Source organism: Salinibacillus aidingensis (assembly GCF_039522525.1).
GTDB lineage: Bacteria > Bacillota > Bacilli > Bacillales > Alkalibacillaceae > Salinibacillus > Salinibacillus aidingensis.
Genome location: NZ_BAAADO010000001.1, coordinates 440,798 through 463,399, shown reverse-complemented (window position 1 = coordinate 463,399; position 22,602 = coordinate 440,798). Strand labels below are relative to the sequence as shown.

The window sequence follows — 22,602 nt, the reverse complement described above, 5'->3', positions numbered from 1 at the left end:
TTTATTTCGCCCCCTTGTCATGCCGTAATTTAATAAGTCCATATATGGCAAGGGCTGCTATACCTAAAACGGTAATTTCAAATAGTGTATCAAGCCCACGCATATCAACGAGGATCACATTGACGACGTTGTGTCCTCCGCCCTGAGGAACAGACTGTTCTAAGAAATAGTCGGAAATAGGACTAAACAGTTTTGTACTGTGTGCACTAATTCCAATTAATGTCATTAAACCTCCAAAACCAATGGCAATCAGGCTGTTTACAGATTTAACACCAGGGTGACTTGGAAGTTTTTTGAACTCAGGTAAATGCTTGAAACAGAGCAGAAATAATGCCATTGAAACCGTTTCTACGATCAATTGGGTAAGGGCTAAATCAGGTGCCCGATAAAGTACAAATAAAATGGATAATCCATAGCCAACAACTCCAGCCGTAATAATGGCAGCTAAACGATTGGTTGTAAAAATGGTAGCTATGGCAGCAATCGCCATGACTAGCCCAACCAGGATTTCCGGAATGGTAATAGCAGCTGTCTGGCTGAAATCAATGGCAAAACCATCTGACATAAGCATTATGATAAAGCTGATTACGAAAATTGTGCCTAAAATATAGGCCATATAGTGGCGTAAGGATCCTGTCATGTAGGTATTGGTGATCTTCTTTGATCCACTTTCAATCGAATCCACGATAAAGTTATAGAGCTCATTAAATCCTTTTCGCGGAAAGATGTTATAAACGGTGGACCATTTCTTCCGTGTTACAGCAAGAATGGTTCCGACACCCACGATAATCAACGACATAATAAAGGCTGGAGAGAACCCATGCCAGAATTTCAATTCATGCGTATGGATATCCCCGCCTAACACGGCTTCAGCAGTATGGACCAGGAAAGGCTGGTTCACTGCATTTGGGAATAAACCAATCAGGATAACTCCTAATACAAGTATAGCAGGAGGAATCAGCATGCCAACAGGTGCCTCATGTGGTTTCTTTTCCAACTCCTGTTCTTTATATTTGCCTCTGAAGGTTCCAAAGAAGAAATACATAGAATAAACAAACGTAAAAATACTTCCGATGACTGCTATGTAAGGTACGGCTTCCTGCAAGAATCCGAGAAATCCGCCTGTATATTCATTTAAGTCTACTGTGGCCCCTAAAAATTCTTCCTTACTGTAAAAACCGTTCAGGAATGGGAGAGGAAAACCGGCCATTGAAAAGATCCCAAATACAGCAAGTGTTGCTGAAATCGGCATAAAGGTCATAAGTCCACCTAACTTACGAATATCTCTCGTTCCGGTTTCATGATCTACAATTCCGGCAATCATAAATAAGCTTCCTTTAAAAGTGGCATGGTTTAAAATATGGAAGACAGCGGCAAATATCGCTGCTTCCGTTCCAAAGCCTAGCATAGCCATAATCATACCGAGCTGACTGACTGTAGAAAAGGCCAGAATCCCCTTCAAATCCGTCTGGCGTACAGCCATAAAGGAAGCCCAGAACAGAGTAATCAGGCCGACCGTAGTAATAACACCAAAGAATAATGGCTCCTGGCCCAGGATTGGTGAGAAACGGGCAATTAGAAATATACCAGCCTTAACCATTGTAGCGGAATGCAGATAAGCACTCACTGGAGTAGGAGCTTCCATTGCATCCGGAAGCCAGATATGGAATGGGAATTGAGCTGATTTGGTAAAAGCACCAAGAACAAGAAACACAAATAAAAGTGGAAAGAACGGATGGTTCACAATCACATCGGTCTGTGCAATCATTTCCTGAATGCTTGTCGTACCTGTTATAACGGATAACATAATGATTCCGGCCAATAGACTAAATCCGCCTAACACCGTAATTAGCATAGATTTGAGTGCTCCATACCTTGACCCTTCACGATGGTGCCAAAACCCGATTAAAAGGAAAGATGAAAGGGATGTAAATTCCCAGAATGTATAAAGAACAAAAACATTATCGGAAAGAACGACACCGAGCATGGAGAACATGAACAAGAATAAATAGATATAGAATTGCTTCAGTTGTTCTGACTTATGTAAGTAGTAAATGGAATAAAGTACAACAAGAGTGCCAATACCGCTGATCAATAAAACAAATAATAGACTTAAACCATCAAGATAAAAGTCAATGGAAATATCTAAAGAAGGAATCCATGGATAGACTTCAGATACAGGTGTAAAGTTTTCACCGGCGAATCGAATGAAATAAAGGAAAATGAAAAACGGTACAGGAAGAAGGAACCACCCTGTATGTATTTTTTCTTTCCATTTACTGAATAAAGGTATAAGTAATGTAATGATTAATGGGGCAAAAACTGCATAAATCATTGAATCGAAATCCTCCCTGCCAAAGATTGAACACACATATCTTTCTCATTTTATCATGAATCTATGACTCATATACCATTTATTCTACAAACAAAACCTGCAGGGTAGCAAATAAAATCCCCTGGGACAAAGTTATTTGTACCAGGGGATGAATATATAAACGGAGCATCCATATTAACTGGTTTGTCTAATTTTATGAGTAAGGGATCTCCTTTTTATTTCTTTTTCAATTAATGCAATAAACTCCTTGCTTAAGTCTAATTCACATGCCTTATAATAGGACTCAACTAATAGCTCGTCAGATAAATGTTCCATATGGGAAGCCAATAAAAGGCAGGTCACCTCCTAACATAAACTCCTGACATCCCTTGTAATAATATAAAAAACCAGGGACAAACGCTGTCACAGAGCGGTTTTCATGTGCTTGTCAATTTTATATTTTTACTTTATCACGAAAGAAAAGATTGCACAATCATTCACCTATCCACACAAAGATGTGTATAAGTTGTGTGTGAATGATAAAAAGTGCTGGTTTATAGCTGTTGATTGTGTGAATAAAGTTATCCACACTCGAATTTTTGTGGAAAATGTCGAAAGGTTTTTGGCAAAACTAAAACCGAACAGCATATAAATAGTTAGGTTAAATAGACGAATTTTCTTTGAACAATATGTATAAATTGTATATGATGTTATTGTTACTAGAGTAGAATCAGAGGTGAAGGTGTTGCTAAAGAAGTTCCTGCCGAATGAACATGTGAAAACGGTGTTTGAAATCACACCGGAAAATCTCAAGGAAAAGAACATTAAAGGGATTATTACAGATCTGGATAATACATTGGTAGCCTGGGATCAAAAGGATGCCACAGAAGAGATTGTCGCGTGGTTTAAGTTAATGAAAGATCATGGTATTCAGGTTACTGTGATATCTAATAATAATGAAGAAAGGGTTCGTCATTTTTCTACACCCTTAAATGTCCCTTTTGTATATAAAGCCAGAAAGCCATTATCCCGAGCTTTTAAAAAAGCACAAAAAGAAATGAACTTAAAAAAAGAGGAAATCGTGGTTGTTGGTGATCAATTATTAACAGATGTGTTAGGCGGTAATTCCTCACGTTTCTATACCATTTTAGTCGTACCGGTTGTAGAAACAGATGGAGCGATGACAAAGGTGAATCGTAAAATAGAGCGACTGATTTTAAATTGGTTCCGCAAAAAAGGCCTAATCACCTGGGAGGAATAACATATGGAAGAGATCATTTGTCAGGGATGCGGGGCAAAGATACAAACAGAGGATCCCAATGAGGTAGGATATGCCCCTGCATCCGCATTAAATCGTGAAGATATAACCTGTAAACGCTGCTTTCGATTAAGGCATTATAACGAGGTTCAAGATGTGTCTTTAACGGATGATGACTTTTTAAGAATGCTGAATGAAATCGGTCAATCCGATGCTTTAATTGTAAATATCGTGGACATTTTTGATTTTAATGGAAGCTTTATTCCAGGTCTGCCTCGTTTTACAGGAAATAATCCAATTTTATTAGTAGGAAACAAAGCGGATTTGTTACCGAAATCGACAAATCCGAATAAAATTAAGCAGTGGATGCGTAAAGAGGCCAAAGATTTGGGGCTTAAGGTTCAGGATGTTTTCTTAATTTCCGCAAAAAAAGGAATGGGGATTGAGGAAGTCAAAGAAGGAATGGAAGATCTCGGACGTGGACGGGACGTATATGTTGTAGGGGCTACAAACACAGGAAAATCCACCTTTATTAATTATCTGATACAGGATACCACAGGAGAAAAAGAGGCCATTACAACGTCCTATTTTCCAGGTACAACTTTAGGGTTTATCGATATTCCTCTTGATGACCAGGCATCCTTGTATGATACACCAGGTGTTATCAATCGATATCAGATGGCTCATTATATATCGGAACAGGATTTGAAGACGATAACACCGAAAAAGGAAATTAAAGCACGTGTGTATCAATTAAATGAACAGCAGACTTTATATTTTGGAGGGTTGGCCCGACTGGATATTGAAAAGGGGAATAACGGATCCTATGTCTGTTATTTTTCAAATGAATTAATGATTCACCGGACCAAAACGGAGAAGGCTGATCAACTGTATGCCGATCACGTGGGAGATATGCTGTCTCCACCCAATAACGAGACGTTGCAACATCTGCCGGAATTAAAACCGAAAACCTTTCATATTAAAGAAAAATCCGATATTGTATTCTCCGGGCTGGGCTGGGTCACTGTTACAGAAGGAAATACGACAGTTACGGCCTATATTCCGGATGGAGTACGGGTATCTGTACGTAAGGCATTAATTTAGAATGGATCGATGAATATTGCCTGCTGGCCCGGTAATAAAAGGGGAATCATGAACATAGGAAAAGTGAAACTTCAATCATAGGGAGAGTTTTATAGTGGGATACTTGTTAGGTGTGATTGGGAATCCGATAAAACATACGCTGTCTCCGTGGATCCATCAGCAATTTATGAAAGAAACCGGAATCAATGGAATTTATCGCCCTTATGAAATTAAGGAAGAAGAACTTAAGGAGAGCTTTGATACTTTCAGAAGGATGAATGTGGATGGGTTTAATGTTACGATCCCGTATAAGGAAACGATCACCCGGTTTACTGATATCCTGGATCCTCGTGCCAGAGCCATTGGTGCAGTCAATACAGTTGTAAATCAGGATGGGACATGGAAAGGGTATAATACCGATGGAAGAGGCTACATCAGGTCTTTAAAGCAAAGCTTCCCTGAGTTGGATACAAGTGTGAAATCTGTATTACTAATTGGTGCAGGGGGAGCTGCCAGAGGGATATACGATGCTTTAAATCAGGAGGCGTTTCCGGTTATCGATATAGCAAATCGAACAAGGGAACGTGCAGAAGGATTGCTTGATATCAGAGAAGCTCATGTAAAAACCAGCCTATACACCCTGATAGAAGCAGAGCAGAATCTTCATCAATATGATTTGATTATACAAACCACCAGTATTGGAATGGCTCCAAATGATGGAATGATGCCGCTTCAATTACAAACCCTAAAACAGAACACAATAGTTAGTGATATTATTTACAATCCAATCGAAACCTGTTTTTTAAAAACAGCAAAGGAAAAGGGTGCAAGGATTCATTATGGTCATGGAATGCTTCTATACCAGGCAGCCCTTGCATTTGAACTCTGGACAGGCAGAAGCATTCATCCAGCGCATATACTTCAGGAATTAGAGCAGAAATTGAAAGGTGGTTCACCATGTTAACCGGAAAACAGAAAAGATATTTACGTTCTCAGGCCCATCATTTAAAGCCAATATTTCAAATTGGAAAGGCCGGGATTAACGACAATTTAATTATTCAGGTAAAGGAAGCTTTGGAAAAACGGGAATTAATAAAGGTCAGTATTTTGCAAAACAATTTTGAGGATAAAAATGATGTTGCCAGGGAAATAGCCCAAAAATCTGAAAGTGAGCTCGTCCAGCTTATCGGCCATACGATTGTCCTTTACAAGGAATCATCGGAAAACAAACAAATTGAATTACCATAGAAAAGGTAGATGAACATGAGAAGAATCGGATTATTTGGTGGTACATTTGATCCCCCGCATATTGGGCACTTAATTATCGCTGAGGAAATTTATGAACAGCTTCAACTGGATGAAATCTGGTTTATTCCGACCTATGTTCCACCTCATAAGGACACAAAAACAACGGATTCAAACCATCGCAAAAATATGGTTGAACGATCAATACGCGGGAACCCTCATTTTCGCCTGGAAACGATTGAGCTTGAACGGGCAGGGATTTCTTACACTCTTGATACCATCAAAGCTCTAAAAGAGGATTACCCGGATGATGATTTTTATTTTATCATCGGTGGAGACATGGTGGAATATCTGCCTCATTGGCATAAAATTGATGAATTAGTTTCCCTTGTTCAATTTGTCGGGGTTGAGCGACAGGGCTATCCTTTATCGAGTCCCTATCCGATTAAATTTGTAAATGTACCCATTGTTGAAATATCTTCATCCCGGCTACGAGAACGACTGGAAGCTGGCAGGCCGGTTTATTACTGGATGAAAGAAGATGTATTAGACTATATAAGGGAGAAGGGTTTATATGGATTTGAATGATGCTTTGGAACAGGTTCGGCCGTATTTAAAACAGGAACGATTTGATCATACGAAGAGGGTAGTAGATACAGCTGTCAAGCTTGCACAGATTTATAAGGCTGATCAATATCAGACAGAAATAGCGGCAGCCTTTCACGATCTTGCCAAATACTGGCCTAAAGAAGAAATGAAACAAATCATTCAGACAGTAAGCTATCTGCCGAAAGATTTACTGGATTACCATCATGAATTATGGCATGGGCCTGCCGGGGCTTATTTAGTCAAGCAAAAGTACGGAATAGAAGACCAGGAAATCCTTGATGCCATCAGGTACCATACAACAGGAAGGGCTCATATGGGTAAATTAGAAAAAATCGTGTTTTTAGCGGATTATATTGAGCCTGGAAGGAGTTTTCCCGGAGTTCATGAAGTAAGAGAAATGGCATGGAAGGACCTGGATGAGGCTTGTCAAATGTCCCTGCATAATACAATTGAGTTCTTAATGAGTAAAGGGGCAACGATTTATCCTGATACATTCTATGCTTATAATCATTTTACAAAAATCTTGAGTTCATAATTGGAGGAATGGAAGGAATGGAGAGTAAAGATCTATTACAGATCGTAGCAGCAGCATGTGAAGATAAACAGGGCAAAGACATTGTGGCTCTGGATATGAAGGACGTTTCCCTCATTGCTGATTATTTTCTGATATGTCATGGGAATAATGAACGTCAGGTTCAGTCCATAGCCCGTGCAATCAAGGATAAAGTAGAAGAAAGTGGATTGGATGTTAAAAAGCTTGAAGGCTATGAGCAGGCTCGTTGGGTTTTAGTCGATCTGGATGATGTTGTTTGTCATATTTTCCATAAAGAGGAGCGTAATTACTATAACTTGGAACGTTTATGGGGCGATGCACAGAGGGTACCTGAAGAAACTTTATTTGTGAAGAGTGAAGAGTAGCCGATGTCTTATCAAAAATTTGCGTACGTTTACGATGAATTAATGAGTGAGGCCCCTTATGATTTGTGGATTCAATTTATCATGAGTACACTTAAAAAATATCGACCTGAAGCTCTTTCCATTGTGGATATTGGGTGTGGTACAGGGGAGATCTCCGTTCGTCTGGACGCTCTGAATTATGAGGTGACAGGGATGGATTTATCTGAGGAGATGCTTTCGATAGCTCAAAATAAAAGTACCGACGTGACCTGGGTCCACCAGGATATCCGGTCGTTTGAAAGTCCTGTGCAATATGATGTGGCGATAAGTTTTTGCGATGTACTGAATTATATTACAGAAGAAGAAGAGATCCAAAAGAGTTTTATGCAGGTCTATAAGCAGCTTCAAAAGGATGGATTATTTGTATTTGATGTACATTCGGAATTTTACATGAATGAAGTTCTTGCTAATGAGACCTTTGCCGAGGTACGGGAAGAGGTATCCTATATCTGGTTTTGTGATGAAGGTGAATATCCTTCATCCGTAGAGCATGATTTAACGTTTTTTATCAGGGATGATCATAATTCTTACAGCAGATTTGATGAGTATCACGTTCAGCGGACTTTCCCTATTGAATTTTATAAATCAAAAGCAGAGGAAGCAGGATTTAAAGTGCTCGGTATTTATAGTGATTTTTCGACTGAAGAATTGGATGAACAGGGAGACCGGATCTTTTTTGTCTGCAGGAAGTAGAAAGAGAGGCCTTTTATGACAGCAGCAATTACATATCGAAACGCCAGGGCGGAGGATTTGCCAGCCATTATTGATATTTATAATTCAACCATACCTGGCAGAATGGCAACAGCGGATACGGAGCCTGTGACTGTTAGTGACAGTTTGCCCTGGTTTGAGGAGCACACCCCTGACCGCAGACCATTGTGGGTGGCTGAATATGAAGGACAATTATGCGGATGGATAAGCTTTCAATCTTTCTATGGAAGACCAGCATATGATGCTACCGCCGAGATAAGTATTTATATTCACCAGGCATTTCGCGGAAAAGGACTAGGAAAGGATATGCTGAAGAAAGTTATCCGTACATCTCCAGAACTTAATATTGATGTTTTGATTGCTTTTATATTTGCTCATAATCAACGGAGTTTACGATTGTTTTCCCATTTTGATTTTGAAAAATGGGGACACTTATCAGGTGTTGCAGAGATGGACGGAACAAAAAGAGACTTAATGATTCTTGGTCGAAATATATAAACACAAAGGCACTTAGCAGCTCTTTTGCTAAGTGCCTTTGTACTGATATGGGAGATGATTTGAAAAAATAAAAGGATTTCCTCAGGTTATGTCGAATTATGATTTAGTAACCTGTTGTTCAACTTCTTTTCGGTCATGAGAATACTTAGTATGGGTTGCCTCATAAATATGATGAAATAAGTCCCCGACTTCTTTTTCCAGCACTTTAAGACCTTCGCCGGTAACTCCACCTTTTACAGTTACTTTTTCCTGCAGACTTTTTAGTGAATAGTGACCTTCTTCAATCAACTTTCCAAACCCTACAATCATTTGTTCAGCAAAAATCATTCCCCGTTCTTTGTCTAAATGAGCGTAGTCATTTGCGGCCTGAATAAACGTCTGGATTAAATAGCTAAGGAATGCTGGGCCGCATGACACAATATCAGAAGAAACTCTCGTTATGGATTCATCTATTTCAACCGGAACTGAAAATAATTTACAGCTTTGAATAAGATAGGCCTTCATGGTCGGCTGAATATCTTCAGGAAAGGTCAGTAAAGTTGCTCCTTGTAAGGCTCTGTTCGTAATACTTGGAATAATTCTGGCAGTCTGACATGGAACGGTATTATTCAGTTCTTCAACTGAAATTGGACTGGTAATGGACACAATACATTGTTCAGGGCGTAAATATTTATGGATTTGCTCCAGTAAAGGAATCACTTGTAATGGCTTTACACAGATAAAAATAATATCCGACTGCTTAACAACTTTTTCTGCAGTGGTCGATACATGAATGGAAGGATACTGGTCTGCAATGTCAAAGGCTCTGGATAATGTTCGATTATGAATCCACAAATCATCCTGTTCAATTACCCCGCTTGTTAACCATGCGTCAATGAGCACACTTCCCATGTTTCCTGTTCCGATGACTCCCCATTTCATTCCGCACCCTCCTTTACAGCCTATTGTCTTTTCTATTTGTATGATTATAAATCTTTATTTATGAAAAGAGGTCATGAAAATAAAAATGAAAGTGAATAAGCAAATTTTATTTAAAATATGGTTAGGTAGTATCATCGTCACTTTTATGCTGATTTTGATTTTTACAAGTAACAATCAGGATGATATGAAAGTCGTGAAGGAAGATACGGGTGTGGCTGATTCTGACAGCAATCTGGTGGAAGAAAAAGATTTGAATGCAGAAGAGAAAAAGAAGAATTCTGCTATAGTCGTAGATATAAAAGGAGCGGTTAAGAACCCGGGTGTTTATGAGCTGACTGCTAATGCCAGAGTAGATGATGCCATAACGATGGCAGGAGGACTATCTGAAACAGCAGATCCATTATCGGTGAATTTAGCAGAAAAAGTTTATGATGAGATGGCGATTGTCGTCCTGGAGGCCAATCAATACAGAGAGGCTGAAGAAAAAAGCGACGGTAGCAGTAAAATCCGTATAAACGATGCATCTGCGGAGGAACTGATGGAGTTAAGGGGAATTGGTGAGGCCAAAGCACAGGCAATTATTCAATATCGGGAAGAAAATGGCCGATTCCGTAATACCGAAGAATTAGTTAATGTTTCAGGCATTGGTGAAAAAACGGTTGAAAATTTTAAAGATGAAATTCTCATTCCGTAATTGCACGAATGATACAGAATAGGTAAACTTGTAAAAGAACATTAATCGACAAAAGGTGGGATACAAATGGAACGAATAGCATGGGATCAATATTTCATGGCTCAAAGTCATCTGCTTGCTATGCGAAGTACCTGTGAGCGATTAGCTGTCGGGGCCACGATTGTAAGAGATAAACGAATTATTGCAGGCGGATACAATGGGAGTGTGACAGGCAGTGTCCATTGTATAGATGAAGGATGCTATGTTATTGATGGCCACTGTGTCCGAACGGTTCATGCTGAAGTTAATGCTTTGTTACAATGTGCGAAATTTGGTGTACCGACAGAAGGTGCTGAGCTCTATGTTACTCATTTCCCATGCCTTCAGTGCTCGAAGGCTATTATACAAGGCGGGATTAAACGACTATTTTATGCAACAGATTATCATAACCATCCTTATGCTATCGAGCTTTTTAAAGAAGCTGGAGTTGAAGTAAAAAAAGTAGAGCTTGAATACTTAAATATTGATACAAAAGCACAGGAAAAGGTGAAGTTTTTATCCAGGATGCTGGACAAACTGGAGGCCTCAGGTGCCGGTAAAGAAGAGATGAAGGAACTGCGTGAAGAGGCCCATCACCTATTTACCACCCTTAATTAAGAAACCAGGTGAAGTTATTGAAAGGAAAATGGCATTATCTTTTGTTGATAGCCTTGTTTTCAATTTGGAATGAGTACTTATTATTATGGCTGGGATTGTGGGTTTTTTTATTTATTTCGTACATTCTGTATAAGAATAGACCTGGATCCTGGCTGTTTTTCTTTTTCTCCTCTGTTCTTTTGATCTACTTCTCCCTCTTGCCTCCCTTTGAATCCTCATTATGGAAAGACCATTCACATGAGGAATCCACCCTCATTCAGGGAACGATCACATCCAATCCAAGCATAAAGGAAGGCTACATCTCCTTAACTCTTGAAGAAACGAATACGTCTGAAAAGCTGCTAATTAACATCTATAGTGAGCAATCGGAATCCCTCCAAAAGTCTTCTTACCAGCACGGGGCCAAGTGTACGGTAACAGGAAAAATGAAGGTACCTGAAGAAGCACGAAATCCAGGGGCATTTGACTATCGTTCCTACTTAAAAAGTATGGGGATTTATCTGCAAATGAATATTCAGCAAAAGGATATCCATTGTGTGGGAAAGGACTGGATGGCCTATCCATTACAAGTCAAAAATCATCTTTTACAGTTCTTAAAGGAGCAGTACACGGATGAGAGCTATCATTGGATACAGGCTTTGATTTTCGGTGATAAGGATTTTCTTTCCGAGGAGATCATACAGGAGTTTCAGCACTGGAATTTGTCCCACTTGTTAGCCATCTCCGGCCTTCATGCAGGATTAATCATACTTTTTATCTATACAATCCTTAATCGAGTGTGTAAACTTTCCATCGAAACGAGCAGATATATCATCATGATTTTTCTTCCTGTCTATGCTGTTTTTGCAAGTGGAAACCCGCCTGTATTAAGAGCGGTAATGATGGCTGAGTTATTGTTTATTTTCTCAATCCTGGGACGCAGATGGCCAGTCACGGATGTTGTGAGTATAACCGCTATTTTATTATTACTGCAGAATCCACTGCTTATCTATCAGTTAGGATTTCAATTTTCTTTTCTGGTTACCTTCAGTCTAATCATGTCCGGAAATATTCTCCGCAGACTTCCTTCATACCTCTGGACGATGATTTATATCAGCTTTATCAGCCAAATGGTCTTAATCCCACTTCAAATACTCAACTTTTATTACATCAGCCCCTTGTCCATTTTTGCCAATTTGTTTTTTGTTCCTTACTTTTCCGCCCTGGTCATCCCTGTGTCTTTAATCGCTGTTTTATTTTCATGGCTTCCACCTCCTTTTACAGATGTGATTGATTTTTATTTCTCCAGGTTCCATGAGCCAATGCTGGTTTGGCTTTTGAATGAAGTTAAAGAAATTCAGCTTTTATGGGTGATTGGAGAAATATCAGTGATTGCAATAATAGCTTACTTTGCCGGTTTGTTTCTGTTTATGAAGCTGCTTGAGGTCAATCAGAAAATGAAAGCACTTTTTACAGCCACGTTGCTTATTGTTCTATTGATCGTGGTTCAGCTTCAGCCTTATCTGGACAGTAAAGGGACGGTTACCATGCTGGATGTAGGGCAGGGAGATACAATTGTGATTGAACTGCCTTATCGAGAGGGGGTTGTCATGATTGATGCAGCAAAGGAAATGTCTTTGAATAAAAGCGATGAAAAGAATCCTGGCAATCCAACGGCAGAATATGCGATAAAGCCTTACTTATGGTCAAAAGGAATCACAACCATTGATCATCTTATTGTTACTCATTTTGATCAGGATCACTTTGGCAGTTACACTTATTTGCAAAAGCATTTCAATATTGACCAATTGTATACAAACCCTGATTTTGAAGAATTTTTGCCTGCTCAGCCATCGTTGAACCCACACATACTCACAAAAGGGATGAAATTAATGATTGATGATTATATTTTTCATGTTTTATCTCCGCATGATGAGGGTACTTCACCATTAGATCAAAACAACCGCTCCATCGTTTTATATACCAAATTAGGAGATCGGACCTGGCTGTTTACCGGCGATATCGGCTCGGAGACAGAAAGAGAAATCATTGCAGACTATCCTGAGTTACAGGTGGATATTCTGAAAGTTCCTCATCATGGCAGTAAATATTCTTCATCTCAGTTATTTCTGGAGGCATTAAGACCTGATTTTGCCCTGATTTCAGCAGGTGAACATAATTTATATGGTCATCCCGCTCCTGAAACCCTTGCCCGACTTCAGCAAAATCATACGAAAATTCTGCGCACAGACATTCACGGAGCGATTCAGTATCGGTTTCATAAAATGGGTAGCACATTCCGGACCATGAATCCATAAAATATAATAGAACAAAGGCGGAAGCGCCCGTTTAGCGACGTACGGACTGGACTGAGCCGGAGGAGATAACGGAAACACGACGAACAGCGTGAGTCGATGTTGACTTATCGGACGGAAGTGAAGGAAGTCTCGCTAGTCGCTGGGCGCTGGAGCCGGACGTGGCCTCTCATGATTTCTTAGCCATAAATGGTTTACTTAATGAGGCCATAAAAAAAGAGAGACTGTAAAAACAGTCTCTCTTCTTAACCGCCTATAACTTGAAAAACAACACCAATAAAGAAAATTATCATAAAGAATAAAAATGAAAAGGTGAATCCTTTGATTGAGTCAATCACATCGTGGTTTTTAGATTGAACATTTTTTTCAAACTCGTTCACGATTACCCCTCCTATATCATTTCCTAGTATAAGCAAAATGCTCTGAAAAATCTATATGATTTAAAAAAAGTTCACAAATGATTTTCCAATTCCTGCTTTGTCAACACTTAACACCTATAAAACCATACTTAAAAACACATTCTAATTATGTAAGCAAACATCGTCTGAATGTCAGTTTCCCGGGACTGTGATTCAGACGTTCATATAGATTTTGGGGGAAATGGCCACCACCGTTTCCCTCTTTATCATATCACAAAGCGAGAGCTCTTGAAAATTTTTTCTCATCTCGGATTATAGTCATATAAATAAAAATTCTTTATACTTAAAGGACAAGCATAATATGAGGTGAGAGAGATGTCTTATGTAGAAGCTGTAAAATCCCTGAAAGAGTCAAAATATATTCCTCTTTATTTATTATTTGGTAATGAATCCTATTTAATACAGGATTTACAACATAAAATTATCCAGTCTGTTTTAGATGAAGAGCCTGAACAAGGTATGAATTTTAATGCCTTTGATATGGAGGAAACCCCGATACAGGAAGCAATTCTTGATGCCGAAACCTTTCCCTTTTTCGGCGATCGAAAGGTATTGCTATTAAAAAACGCTTCATTCTTTAAGGCTAAACTGGATAAAATCAAGGTGGAACATGATTTGAGTGTCCTGGAAAAGTATCTGGACCATCCGGTGGATCACACGGTTATCATTATCATTGCCCCATATGAAAAAATTGATGAACGAAAAAAAATCGTAAAGAAACTGAAAAAAACCGGACGTGTGGTAAAATGTGAGTCCCCAAGAGAATATGATTTGAAAACCTGGATTGATATGCTAGCCAAAGATTTAGGTATACATATTGAACCTCAGGCAACACAAAAGCTCATAGAGGAAATTGGTACTGACTTAATGTCTGTTCAAAAGGAATTGGAGAAGTTTTCTCTTTATGTAGATGAGGGAGAGCCCATTACAATTGAAGTGGTCGAAAAATTAGTGTCACGGCACACGGAATCATCTGCCTTTAAGATGATTGATGCTTTAATGAAAAAAGATATTACGGAGGCTATTGCGGTTTTTAAAGATTTGTCGAAGCGAAATGAAGAGCCGATAGCCCTCGTGGCTTTGCTTGCTTCCCAAATACGCTTAATTCTGCAATGTAAACTGATGAAGAATAAAGGCTATACCAAACAGCAAATGGATAAACAGATTAAGGCACATCCATACGCAATAAAGATGGCCCTTGATCGGGAGCGATATTTTAGTGTGGAGCAGTTATACGAAATGATGTCACTGCTGACCAATACGGATGAACAAATGAAAAGAGGAGAAATGGAGAAAGAGCTGGCATTCGAATTGCTGTTGTATCGTTTTGTCGAGAAAAGATCAGCGAAATAAGGAGATAATAAAAAGGAGCATTTCCCTTAAGGGAATGCTCCTTTTTTTATGACCATGTCCAGCCCGGCCCCCGATTGCTGAACAAACGGGCGCTTGTGCTTTGGAGACGGTTACGCTCCAAGCTCATTAATTTTTTTCGCTAGGTTGGCTTTCTTACGGTCTCCATTGTTTTTATGGATAATGCCTTTTTGAACGGCTTTATCAATGTTACGTGTTGCTTCTTTTAATGCAGCCTTTGCATCCTCTGCATTTTTCTGGTTAACAAGCTGTTCAACACGTTTAATGGAAGAACGCATTTCTGTTTTAAATGCCTGATTATGGTTACGTGATTCTTCATTAATTCTTACACGTTTAATAGCGGATTTAATATTTGCCAATTGATTCACCTCCTGAAGAAATATACGTTATTTCAGTTACTTTGTGAAGTAAACCTATCATCCTTTACCTATGAAATTCTGATAGTTGAACAAAAGCCATTTTACCAAAGCGAAGACAAGTTTTCAATAGATCAGTAAAGAAATTATGCTTGTCACATCAGAGGTCATGAAGTCTATCGTATAAGAAAGATTTCAGTTGGAAATCATGAGTTAATGAATGGAGGGACGTTGGATGGAAAAGAATGAAAAATTATATAAAGTTCGTACAGACCTTGCCATTGAAGCACGGGAAATGGTCGTCGAGCAGGAGGATAAAGAACAGGAAACGGAAGAGATCAAAGGGGTAAAGGTTAAGGAACGGGAAGAAGGCGACATGAAAATTACTTATGTGGAAATAGATGAAGAAGGCTCTGAAGCCATCGGTAAAAAAGCGGGCTCGTATTTAACCCTGGAAACACAGAGTATACGTACACAGGATACCCAAATGCAGACAGATACAGCGAATATCGTGGCACGTGAGCTTGAAAGGTATTTAGCCAAGCGAAATATAGACGATAGCGCTTCCTGTTTAATTGTTGGTCTGGGAAATCGAAATGTCACACCAGACGCCCTTGGCCCTTATACGGTAGATGATCTTCTTATAACCAGACATCTTTTTAAACTCCAGCCTGAGTATGTAGCAGACGGGTATCGCCCTGTTTCAGCTCTGTCCCCTGGTGTTATGGGATTAACAGGAATTGAAACGAGCGACATTATTTTTGGAGTCATCAATAAAGTTAAACCTGATTTTGTTATTGCTATTGATGCACTGGCTTCAAGGTCAATTGAGCGCGTAAATGCAACCATTCAGATTTCGGATACAGGTATTCACCCTGGTTCCGGGGTAGGGAATAAGCGAAAGGATTTAAGTGAAGAAACATTGGGCATTCCTGTCATTTCTATTGGAATTCCTACCGTTGTTGATGCTGTAACGATTACGAGTGACACCATTGATTTTATTCTGAAGCATTTTGGCCGGGAGATGAATGAACAGGGAAAACCTTCTAAGGCATTAACCCCTGCAGGTTTGAATTTTGGAGAAAAGAAAAAATTCACAGATGAAGATTTACCTGATGAAGAAAAAAGACAAACCTTCATGGGAGTTGTTGGAGGCCTGTCAGTAGACGAAAAACGCCAGCTAATTAAGGAAGTTCTTTCCCCATTAGGACACAATCTAATGGTTACACCAAAAGAAATTGATGGTTTTATCGAAGACACCGCCCATTTATTAGCATCCGGAATTAATGGAGCCCTCCACGAAGCCGTCCAAAAAGAAAACAAAGAAAACTTTACAAGGTAAATAGAAAAGCGGAGGCGACTGTTCAGGTCATGCGGGATAAGACAAAGACATGAAGTGGCATGTTTTTGGCCACGGAATAGCTTTGGCTTATATCCGCCTTGACCTAGGAGCCGCAGCTGGACAAAGAAAAGCGGAGGCGACTGTTCAGGTCATGCGGGATAAGACGAAGACATGGAGTGGCATGTATTTGGCCACGGAATGGCTTTGGCTTATCCCCGTACCTACCTGAAACCAAAAACATCCCACAACTGTAACCGCAATTTCCTTAGCATGACCTGGTAAATGTCTTTTCTATATTTTCAGGTTCTAGCATTTATCTCACTTACATATAGTCTTAATAGAGTTCATAGAATAGTTTTTTCGGATGATGAAGGAAATGGGGAGCTGATAGAATGATTCGGTTTACGTTAATCTTCTTTTTCATGATTATTTTGTTTTTAACAGGTGTCATTGTTGGTTTTGATCAGGCTGGAACAGGAATGAATAAATTAAGTGGGAATGAAACGGAAAACTATGATGCTCTGGTTGTTAATAACAATGAAGAACCCTACGAAGTTGAAGTGATGGGACAATCACTGGATAAAAAATCAATAGAGGAAAAAAAAGAATCTTATCAGGAGATTCAAGGAGGATCATTAACGGGAAAAATAGCTTCTGCCATAGAAACTGGGGTAAAATGGTTTTATAACCTGCTCGTCACAGGTGCTTATCAGATATCTGATTTGATTTACCGATTGTAACGCAGGTGGAAAAAGAAAAATCCTCCCGTATATGATGTTTGATTGAATGATTTTCCTCCTATTGCTATAATCAACATAGCATTGTGGTTGCAAAAAACAGGAGTGAGGATTTTGACTAACGTAAACCAGAAGAACATACGAAACTTTTCGATCATTGCTCATATTGACCATGGAAAGTCTACTTTGGCTGATCGAATTTTGGAAAAAACAAAAGCTCTGTCTCAAAGAGAGATGAAGGAACAGTTTCTTGATGGTATGGATTTAGAACGTGAACGGGGAATTACCATCAAGCTGAATGCTGTTCAATTGCAATACACCTCAAAATCAGGTGAAGATTATGTGTTTCATTTAATTGATACCCCAGGGCATGTGGATTTTACATATGAAGTATCTCGTAGTTTGGCAGCCTGTGAGGGTGCAATTTTAGTTGTGGATGCCGCGCAGGGAATTGAGGCACAAACGCTTGCCAACGTTTATTTGGCGATGGATAATGATCTGGAAATCATTCCGGTTATTAATAAAATTGACCTGCCAAGTGCGGATACAGAGAGGGTTAAACAGGAAATAGAGGATGTAATAGGAATTGATGCTGATGATGCTGTTTTAGCGTCTGCCAAGTCAGGTATAGGAATTGATGAAATCCTGGATCGTATCGTTGAAGATATTCCTGCCCCTCAAGGCAATCCGGACGAACCACTTAAAGGACTTATTTTTGATTCCTTATATGACTCCTATCGAGGTGTAATTTGTTATATCACGGTAAAAGAAGGCAGTATCAAGGTTGGCGATAAAATTCAAATGATGGCCAATGGGAAAGAATTTGAAGTAAATGAACTTGGTGTATTCAATCCCAATCCTGTTCCAAAAGATGAGCTGTCCGTTGGGGATGTAGGTTTCTTAACGGCATCTATCAAAAATGTAGGAGATTCCAGAGTAGGGGATACCATTACACTGGCGAATAACCCGGCTAAGGAGCCTTTGCCGGGCTATAAGCGGCTGAACCCAATGGTTTACTGCGGATTATTCCCGGTTGATTCGAATGCCTATAATGATTTGAGGGAAGCATTAGAGCGCCTGGAATTAAACGATTCATCCCTTCAGTATGAGCCTGAGACTTCACAGGCACTTGGGTTTGGCTTCCGCTGTGGATTTCTGGGGCTTTTACACATGGAAATCATTCAGGAAAGAATTGAACGGGAATTTAATATTGATTTAATCACGACTGCTCCAAGTGTTATCTATGAAGTAGAGGTAGAGAATGAAGAAGTAAAAACCATTGAGAATCCTTCTTTAATGCCTGATTCTCAAATAATTTCTGAAATTCGTGAGCCCTTTGTAAATGCTACAATCATGGTGCCGAACGATTTTGTCGGACCGGTGATGGAGATTTGTCAGGGTAAACGTGGTGAATTTATGGATATGCAATACTTAGATGAAAATCGTGTAAATATTGTTTATGATATCCCGCTGTCGGAAATTGTTTATGACTTTTTTGATCAGCTTAAATCACAAACGAAGGGTTATGCATCCTTTGATTATGAATTAAAAGGATATAAACCATCCAATCTTGTAAAAATGGATATTCTTCTAAATGGAGAACAAATTGATGCATTATCCTTCATTGTCCATCGGGATTTCGCTTATGAACGGGGAAAAAGTATTGTGGAAAAGCTGAAAAACATTATACCAAGACAGCAATTTGAAGTTCCTGTTCAGGCGGCGATTGGAAATAGCATTGTTGCACGTTCGACCATTAAAGCAATGCGGAAAAATGTGCTTTCCAAATGTTATGGTGGTGATATCTCCAGAAAGAGAAAGCTGCTTGAGAAGCAAAAAGAAGGTAAAAAACGCATGAAGATGGTGGGGAAAGTAGAAATTCCGCAAGAAGCATTTATGTCAGTCCTCAAAATGGATGATGATGATTAATGATAAGCGAAAGGAGCTGCCGCAGGATATATTCTTGCGGTTTTCCTATTAGAATAAATTATAACGAAGGGTGAGAGGCCAGTGGTCCAATCAGTTTATATTCACATCCCTTTTTGTCATGAGATTTGTCATTATTGTGATTTCACAAAAATTTACTATAATGAATCTCTGGCCAGCCAATATCTGGATGCCCTGCAAAAAGAGATTGAACTTTATATAGGGGAAAACAAACGAAAAGTCAAAACCATTTATATTGGAGGAGGGACCCCGACAAGTCTATCCAATGCTCAATTTGAAAGGCTCCTGCAAATCGTTAACAAATACTTTGATGTGAGCAGCAGTGAATTTACGCTTGAAGCAAACCCGGGTGAATTCTCCCTGGAAAAAGCAAAAATGCTTTCACATTATGGTGTGAATCGCATTTCCCTGGGTGTTCAAGTATTAGATGATGATTTCTTGAAAATGCTAAACCGAAATCATCAGGTAAAAGACGTTGATCAGACCGTACATGCGCTGCAATCGAATGGTTTGACAAATATTAGCATGGACTTTATTTATGCTTTGCCAAATCAGACCCGGGAGCATTTCGATCGTACTTTACAAGCGGCATTGGACTATCAATTGCCGCATTACTCGGCGTATGCTCTCCAAATTGAACCGAAGACGATTTTTTATATTCGATACAAAAAAGGGAAATTAAGCAAACCGCCTGAAGAGGTTGAAGCAGATATGTATGAAAGTCTAGTGAACAAAATGGAACGTCACGGTCTCTTCCACTATGAGATCAGTAACTTCGGGAAACCCGGCTATGAAAGCCAGCACAACCTCGTATACTGGGATAATGCATACTACTTTGGTTTTGGAGCCGGCGCCCATGGCTATATCGAAGGGAAACGGCTGGTTAATCTTCGTCCAGTTAACCATTACATTGATTCTTTAATGGAAAATAAAAAACCTGTTTTACATGAAGAGGTCATAACGAAAAAAGAACAAATTGAAGAGGAAATGTTTCTGGGATTACGAAAAGCCAGTGGTGTATCCAAAGCAGACTTCTATAAAAAATATGGAACAAGGATGAACAACCTTTATCACAAAGAAATGACGGAGCTAAAGGAGAAGGGCTGGTTAATAGAAGAAGAGGGTGCTGTAAAACTTACACCTCAGGGCAGGCTTTTCGGAAATGATGTCTTCGCAGCCTTTCTGCTTGATGATGACGTCATCTTCAGTTAACTTTATCACGCATTAACATCACTTTATGATGTTTCCTGCTATCAGCTTTATTATTGACAATCCTATATCCGTTTGATAAGTTATTATTAGAATTAGCACTCAATAAGAAAGAGTGCTAACAGAGGTGATCATCTTGCTTACAGAACGTCAATTGCTTATCTTACAAGTGATAATTGATGACTTTATCCAGAGTGCTCAGCCGATAGGTTCAAGAGCCATCGCCAAAAGAGATGATGTAAAGTATAGTTCCGCAACCATTCGAAATGAAATGGCTGATTTGGAGGATCTTGGATTTTTGGAGAAAACCCATTCCTCATCCGGCCGGGTACCTTCTGAACGAGGGTATCGGTTTTATGTTGATCACTTAATGTCACCATTCTCGTTATCAAATAAGGACATCAGACGAATTCATACGATGTTTGGCGAACAGCTGATGGAATTTGAACGAGTGGTAAATAAGTCTGCCCAAATTCTTTCTGATCTGACCAACTATACGTCGATTATTTTAGGACCGGAAGTATTTGAGACAGAACTCAAACAACTGCAAATTCTGCCATTAAATAAACATTCAGCTGTTGCGATTCTGGTTACCAATACTGGACATGTAGAACATCGCTCCTTTACAATTCCGGTTGAACTGGATCCATCTGAGATTGAAAAAACGGTTCGTATTTTAAATGAGAAGCTACAGGGTGTACCTATTTATAAATTAAACCAGAAGATTGAGAGTGAAGTGGTGACATTACTGAGGAAGCATACGAACAATTTTAAGAATACCTATGACTATATTCAGGCTGCACTATTCAGTGAGCAGCCCGCCAAGCTTTATGTGAGCGGCCGGACAAATATTATGAATCAGCCGGAGTTTAAAGATATCGATAAGGTGCGGGATTTATTTTCAGCGATTGATGAAGAAGGAGAAATTGCTCCTTTGCTCAGGTCCCACAATCAGGGAGTCAATGTTGTCATTGGCCATGAGAATGAACTGGAGGCTATGAAGGATTGCAGTTTAATTACTGCTTCGTATACATTAGGTGATGAGCACATGGGAACCATTGCTTTATTAGGTCCGACCCGTATGGACTATTCCAAAGTGGTGTCACTGTTAAATGTTCTTTCTGGACAAATGAGTAAAACCTTCAGAGCATGGTATCAAAACTCTTAGAATAGGCAATAGATAATAGATGGGGATGGCAGTTTTGCCCCATCCATCTTTTTGGTTTAACTAACTTGGTATATTACTTAGTATATTTTTATAATCAAGACTTACATCTCTATATGCTTTGTTCTTTAAATCTTTAATGTTTCATGATATATTCTAAAACGGTTATTTTGTTTGAGGGAAAGAGAGGTGACAGTAATGAGCGAGGAAAACAAAGAAGAAGCAGTGGAAAACATGGATGAACAGGAAGAACTCAGAACTGAAGATGACACTCAGGAGAACACTGCAGAAGAAGTGACAGTTGAAGATGCAGAAGTGGAAATACAGCAGGATGATACACAAGATAACAATTCTCAGGCACATGAGGAAGAGCTTGAAGCTGTAAAGAAAGAGAAAGATGAGATGCAAAATAAACTATTAAGAGTACAAGCTGATTTTGATAACTTTAAGCGTCGTGCAAAAAAAGATCGGGAAAATGACCTTAAGTATAAATCTCAGGAAGTGGTTACAGAACTTCTGCCAATATTAGATAACTTTGAGCGTGCCCTGCAGGTGGATGTTGATGGGGAATCAATGGAAAACTTCGTTGATGGCATGAATATGATCTATCGCCAGCTCGTTTCAACTATGGAAAAGGCTGGAGTTGAAGAAATAGAGGCAGAAGGAAAAACCTTTGATCCGAATATACACCAGGCTGTTATGCAGGACTCAAATGAGGAAAAAGAATCGAACACCGTTACGGAAGTTTTGCAAAAAGGTTATATGTTAAAGGACCGTGTCATTCGTCCGGCAATGGTGAAAGTAAACCAGTAACCTGTCTACATAAATAGAATTAA

The 22,602-nt window shown here is 39.3% G+C and carries 24 protein-coding genes; 19 read left to right on the top strand and 5 right to left on the bottom strand.

Going from position 1 to position 22,602, the window contains the following annotated elements:
* Position 1 precedes the first annotated feature (1 nt).
* Together ABD006_RS02495 and sda are read right to left on the bottom strand one after the other, a co-directional pair.
* Positions 2–2,335, bottom strand: a complete 2,334-nt coding sequence (locus ABD006_RS02495) for a Na+/H+ antiporter subunit A (RefSeq protein WP_343837178.1) — start codon at positions 2,333–2,335, stop codon at positions 2–4.
* Between the two features lie 174 nt (positions 2,336–2,509).
* The gene (gene sda / locus ABD006_RS02490; protein ID WP_343837175.1) at positions 2,510–2,650 is read right to left on the bottom strand and encodes a sporulation histidine kinase inhibitor Sda; all 141 of its coding nucleotides are present in this window, start codon (positions 2,648–2,650) and stop codon (positions 2,510–2,512) included.
* A gap of 409 nt (positions 2,651–3,059) precedes the next feature.
* Between sda and ABD006_RS02485 the strand changes: the two genes are divergently transcribed.
* From ABD006_RS02485 to ABD006_RS02445, 9 genes are all read left to right on the top strand, one after another.
* Positions 3,060–3,575, top strand: coding sequence for a YqeG family HAD IIIA-type phosphatase (locus ABD006_RS02485; protein WP_343837173.1), 516 nt, complete (start codon positions 3,060–3,062; stop codon positions 3,573–3,575).
* Between the two features lie 3 nt (positions 3,576–3,578).
* Positions 3,579–4,676: a ribosome biogenesis GTPase YqeH gene (gene yqeH / locus ABD006_RS02480; protein WP_343837170.1), complete on the top strand. Its 1,098-nt coding sequence runs from the start codon at positions 3,579–3,581 to the stop codon at positions 4,674–4,676.
* 94 nt (positions 4,677–4,770) lie between these two features.
* Entirely contained in the window at positions 4,771–5,619 is an 849-nt protein-coding gene (gene aroE, locus ABD006_RS02475) for a shikimate dehydrogenase (protein WP_343837169.1), read from the top strand.
* Positions 5,613–5,903 carry a ribosome assembly RNA-binding protein YhbY gene (gene yhbY / locus ABD006_RS02470; protein ID WP_343837166.1) on the top strand — a complete coding sequence of 97 codons (291 nt, stop codon included), beginning with the start codon at positions 5,613–5,615 and terminating at the stop codon, positions 5,901–5,903. Before aroE ends, yhbY begins: the two co-directional genes overlap by 7 nt.
* Before the next feature lie 15 nt (positions 5,904–5,918).
* On the top strand, positions 5,919–6,488 hold the full coding sequence (locus ABD006_RS02465; RefSeq protein ID WP_343837164.1) for a nicotinate-nucleotide adenylyltransferase: 570 nt from the start codon (positions 5,919–5,921) through the stop codon (positions 6,486–6,488).
* On the top strand, positions 6,475–7,044 hold the full coding sequence (gene yqeK, locus ABD006_RS02460; RefSeq protein WP_343837161.1) for a bis(5'-nucleosyl)-tetraphosphatase (symmetrical) YqeK: 570 nt from the start codon (positions 6,475–6,477) through the stop codon (positions 7,042–7,044). Before ABD006_RS02465 ends, yqeK begins: the two co-directional genes overlap by 14 nt.
* A 17-nt stretch (positions 7,045–7,061) precedes the next feature.
* A complete protein-coding gene (gene rsfS, locus ABD006_RS02455; RefSeq protein WP_343837159.1) occupies positions 7,062–7,427 on the top strand; it encodes a ribosome silencing factor in 366 nt (121 codons plus the stop codon).
* Positions 7,428–7,430: 3 nt separating this feature from the next.
* Positions 7,431–8,159 (top strand): class I SAM-dependent DNA methyltransferase, encoded by a 729-nt coding sequence (locus tag ABD006_RS02450; protein WP_343837157.1) that lies wholly within the window; start codon positions 7,431–7,433, stop codon positions 8,157–8,159.
* A 15-nt stretch (positions 8,160–8,174) separates the two neighbouring features.
* A complete protein-coding gene (locus tag ABD006_RS02445; protein ID WP_343837155.1) occupies positions 8,175–8,675 on the top strand; it encodes a GNAT family N-acetyltransferase in 501 nt (166 codons plus the stop codon).
* Between the two features lie 96 nt (positions 8,676–8,771).
* Here ABD006_RS02445 and comER read toward each other — a convergent pair whose 3' ends face one another.
* Positions 8,772–9,596 (bottom strand): late competence protein ComER, encoded by an 825-nt coding sequence (comER, locus tag ABD006_RS02440; RefSeq protein WP_343837153.1) that lies wholly within the window; start codon positions 9,594–9,596, stop codon positions 8,772–8,774.
* A 91-nt stretch (positions 9,597–9,687) separates the two neighbouring features.
* On the opposite strand from comER, the gene ABD006_RS02435 reads away from it, so the two are divergent.
* The 3 genes from ABD006_RS02435 (at position 9,688) to ABD006_RS02425 (ending at position 13,223) form a co-directional block, all read left to right on the top strand.
* Positions 9,688–10,290, top strand: a complete 603-nt coding sequence (locus ABD006_RS02435; RefSeq protein ID WP_343837151.1) for a helix-hairpin-helix domain-containing protein — start codon at positions 9,688–9,690, stop codon at positions 10,288–10,290.
* Between the two features lie 66 nt (positions 10,291–10,356).
* Positions 10,357–10,926 (top strand): ComE operon protein 2, encoded by a 570-nt coding sequence (locus ABD006_RS02430; RefSeq protein ID WP_343837149.1) that lies wholly within the window; start codon positions 10,357–10,359, stop codon positions 10,924–10,926.
* Positions 10,927–10,979: 53 nt separating this feature from the next.
* On the top strand, positions 10,980–13,223 hold the full coding sequence (locus ABD006_RS02425; RefSeq protein ID WP_343837147.1) for a DNA internalization-related competence protein ComEC/Rec2: 2,244 nt from the start codon (positions 10,980–10,982) through the stop codon (positions 13,221–13,223).
* A gap of 242 nt (positions 13,224–13,465) precedes the next feature.
* Here ABD006_RS02425 and ABD006_RS02420 read toward each other — a convergent pair whose 3' ends face one another.
* A complete protein-coding gene (locus ABD006_RS02420; RefSeq protein ID WP_044158225.1) occupies positions 13,466–13,600 on the bottom strand; it encodes a YqzM family protein in 135 nt (44 codons plus the stop codon).
* Positions 13,601–13,954: 354 nt separating this feature from the next.
* On the opposite strand from ABD006_RS02420, the gene holA reads away from it, so the two are divergent.
* The gene (gene holA, locus ABD006_RS02415; protein ID WP_343837144.1) at positions 13,955–14,992 is read left to right on the top strand and encodes a DNA polymerase III subunit delta; all 1,038 of its coding nucleotides are present in this window, start codon (positions 13,955–13,957) and stop codon (positions 14,990–14,992) included.
* 110 nt (positions 14,993–15,102) lie between these two features.
* Here the strand turns inward: holA and rpsT are convergent, their stop codons facing one another.
* Complete coding sequence (rpsT, locus tag ABD006_RS02410) at positions 15,103–15,369, bottom strand: 30S ribosomal protein S20 (RefSeq protein WP_343837141.1); 267 nt, start codon at positions 15,367–15,369, stop codon at positions 15,103–15,105.
* Positions 15,370–15,601: 232 nt separating this feature from the next.
* Between rpsT and gpr the strand changes: the two genes are divergently transcribed.
* The 6 genes from gpr (at position 15,602) to grpE (ending at position 22,579) form a co-directional block, all read left to right on the top strand.
* The gene (gene gpr / locus ABD006_RS02405) at positions 15,602–16,708 is read left to right on the top strand and encodes a GPR endopeptidase (RefSeq protein WP_343837139.1); all 1,107 of its coding nucleotides are present in this window, start codon (positions 15,602–15,604) and stop codon (positions 16,706–16,708) included.
* A gap of 392 nt (positions 16,709–17,100) precedes the next feature.
* Complete coding sequence (locus ABD006_RS02400; RefSeq protein ID WP_343837136.1) at positions 17,101–17,448, top strand: DUF3679 domain-containing protein; 348 nt, start codon at positions 17,101–17,103, stop codon at positions 17,446–17,448.
* Positions 17,449–17,559: 111 nt separating this feature from the next.
* Complete coding sequence (gene lepA, locus ABD006_RS02395) at positions 17,560–19,374, top strand: translation elongation factor 4 (RefSeq protein WP_343837135.1); 1,815 nt, start codon at positions 17,560–17,562, stop codon at positions 19,372–19,374.
* An 81-nt stretch (positions 19,375–19,455) separates the two neighbouring features.
* Positions 19,456–20,604: a radical SAM family heme chaperone HemW gene (gene hemW, locus ABD006_RS02390; protein WP_343837133.1), complete on the top strand. Its 1,149-nt coding sequence runs from the start codon at positions 19,456–19,458 to the stop codon at positions 20,602–20,604.
* A gap of 133 nt (positions 20,605–20,737) precedes the next feature.
* Positions 20,738–21,769 (top strand): heat-inducible transcriptional repressor HrcA, encoded by a 1,032-nt coding sequence (gene hrcA / locus ABD006_RS02385; RefSeq protein ID WP_343837131.1) that lies wholly within the window; start codon positions 20,738–20,740, stop codon positions 21,767–21,769.
* A gap of 195 nt (positions 21,770–21,964) precedes the next feature.
* Positions 21,965–22,579 (top strand): nucleotide exchange factor GrpE, encoded by a 615-nt coding sequence (gene grpE, locus ABD006_RS02380; protein ID WP_343837128.1) that lies wholly within the window; start codon positions 21,965–21,967, stop codon positions 22,577–22,579.
* The last annotated feature ends 23 nt before the right edge of the window (positions 22,580–22,602 follow it).